Origin of the sequence: Cellulomonas triticagri, from assembly GCF_003696205.1 — a bacterium.
In the GTDB taxonomy this organism is placed as follows: Bacteria; Actinomycetota; Actinomycetes; order Actinomycetales; family Cellulomonadaceae; genus Cellulomonas; species Cellulomonas triticagri.
In genome coordinates this window covers 1-2,011 of the sequence record NZ_RFFI01000233.1, presented here as the reverse complement: position 1 = coordinate 2,011, position 2,011 = coordinate 1, and the positions used below count along the sequence as shown (strand labels likewise).

The following is a 2,011-nucleotide window of genomic DNA, read 5'->3' as shown; positions in this document are numbered from 1 at the left end:
GGCCGCCGCTCGCGCAGGGAGCGGCGGCCGGCGGGCGGTCCAGGCGGCCCGGGCGGTTCGTGCGGCCCGGGCGGCCCGGGGACGGCGGGGTCGGTCACCGGCCGCCCAGGGCGTCGACGGCGGCGACCTCGTCCGCGGTCAGCGTCAGGTCGACGGCCTCGAGGTTGTGCGCGAGGCGCTCGGGGCTGGTCGACTTCGGGATGACCACGACGCCGTGCGCGAGGTGCCAGGCGAGCACGACCTGCCGGGTGCTCGCGTCGTGCGCCGCCGCGATGCCGGTGAGCACCGGGTCGTCGAGGTCGGTGCGCTTGAACGCGCTGTAGCCCTCGACGCGCACGCCGCGCCGCTCGTGCTCGGCGACGAGGTCGGCGTCCCAGTCGGTCGGGCTCCACGGGATCTGGTTGACGGCGGGTGCCTCGCCGGTCGCCGCGATGAGCTCGTCGATCTGCGCGATCGAGTAGTTGGAGACGCCGATGGAGCGGACCAGGCCCTCGTCGCGCGCGGCGATGAACTGCTCCCAGGTGGCCGGGGTGGCCTGCTTGTTCGGGGGCCAGTGGATCAGCCACAGGTCGAGGTGGTCGGTGCCGAGCTCGGCCAGGGACTCCATGAGGGTCTGCCGCTCGCGGCCCGCGTGGTCCGGCGGCAGCTTGGTGGTGACGAAGACGGCGTCGCGGTCGGTGCCCACGGTGGCGAGCGCGCGGCCGACCTCGGCCTGGTTGCCGTAGCCGGTGGCGGTGTCGACGTGCGTGTACCCGAGCTCGAGGGCGGCGGTGACGGCCCGCTCGGCGTCCGTGCCCTCGGCCTGCCAGGTGCCGAGGCCGAGCAGGGGCATGGCGCCCCCGGGCAGCGCGACGGTGGGGATCTGGTGCGGAGTGCTCATGACGTCCATCGTGGCTCAGTCGCCCGCCGGCGGCGAGGGCAGCGCCGTGATCGGCGACGGCGCACCCCGCGCGGCACGGCGGAACTGCGCGGGGGTCTCGCCGGTGAGCCGCCCGAACGTCCGGGTGAACGACGCCTGGTCGTAGAACCCGGTGCGGGCCGCGACCTCGACCAGCGGCAGGTCGCCGGTGGCGAGCAGGGCGGCGGCGTGGTCGACGCGGGCGCGCAGCACGTACTGCTGCGGGGACAGGGCGAACACCCGCCGGACCCGGCGGTCCAGCGTCGAGGCGGAGCACCCGGCGGCCTCGGCCAGCGCCGCCACGGTCGGCGGGTCGTCGAGACGGTCCTGCACGAACGCGGCGACACGGGACAGCGAGGTCACCGTCGCGCCATCGGCATCGCCCGCGCGCAGCGACTGGGAGATGCTCACCAGGCCCACCACCGCCCCGACGTCGTCCCGGACCACCTCCTTGGAGGTGAGGTACCAGCCCGGCGCCCCGCCGGGGCGCCGGATGAGCTCGAGCTCGCGGTGCAGCGACCGGCCCGTGTCGAGGACCTCGCGGTCCTGCGCGTCGTACCGGGCGGCGAGGTGCGGCTCGAACAGCTCGGCGGCGGTGCGCCCGACCACGGCCCGGCGGGAGCGCTCGGGGGTGCGCCGCACGAACGCCTCGTTGACGACGACGTAGCGCCCGGTGACGTCCTTCGCGCAGAACATCGTGCCGGTGAGGTCGTCGCACAGCCGCAGCAGGGCGGGCGTGAGGGCGCGCAGCAGCGCCCGGGCCTCGGACGAGGTCGCGGGGGCGGGAGCGGGCTGCGGTGGACGGAGTTCCATGTCCGGGGCAGCGTAGGCGAGGCAGGTGTCCGGCCCGTGTCACGCATCGGCCGCACCTGACCACGTGATCGGTGCAAGACGGCCACGGGGCCGTCGGGGAAGGATCCCGTCATGACGACGACCGACCGGCCGGCGACCCCCGACGCCGAGCCCACCGCCGCGCCCGCGGCCACCGACCTGACCGCCGACGCCGTCGCGCTGGCGCACCGCTGGATGGCGGCCACCGCCGCCGACGAGACCCCCGCCGAGCGGCGCGCGACCGGTCGCCTCGCGGCGCTGGTCGCCGACCCCGCGGGCCTG

At 76.3% G+C, this 2,011-nt stretch carries 2 protein-coding genes and 1 pseudogene; 1 reads left to right on the top strand and 2 read right to left on the bottom strand.

The genetic code is table 11. The features are described from left to right. Positions 1 to 94: 94 nt before the first annotated feature. Together EBM89_RS20425 and EBM89_RS20420 are read right to left on the bottom strand one after the other, a co-directional pair. The gene (locus EBM89_RS20425) at positions 95 to 880 is read right to left on the bottom strand and encodes an aldo/keto reductase (protein WP_233571890.1); all 786 of its coding nucleotides are present in this window, start codon (positions 878 to 880) and stop codon (positions 95 to 97) included. 15 nt (positions 881 to 895) lie between these two features. Further along, positions 896 to 1,711 carry a helix-turn-helix domain-containing protein gene (locus EBM89_RS20420; protein WP_122151389.1) on the bottom strand — a complete coding sequence of 272 codons (816 nt, stop codon included), beginning with the start codon at positions 1,709 to 1,711 and terminating at the stop codon, positions 896 to 898. A 111-nt stretch (positions 1,712 to 1,822) separates the two neighbouring features. Between EBM89_RS20420 and EBM89_RS20415 the strand changes: the two are divergent. Next, positions 1,823 to 2,011 (top strand): annotated as a pseudogene (locus EBM89_RS20415) (hypothetical protein); the annotation flags it as partial.

What these genes read in the sequence shown, in the direction of transcription:
- EBM89_RS20425 (WP_233571890.1), bottom strand. Translation starts at nt 880, where the DNA reads ATGAGCACTCCGCACCAGATCCCCACCGTCGCGCTGCCCGGGGGCGCC.
- EBM89_RS20420 (WP_122151389.1), bottom strand. Translation starts at nt 1,711, where the DNA reads ATGGAACTCCGTCCACCGCAGCCCGCTCCCGCCCCCGCGACCTCGTCC.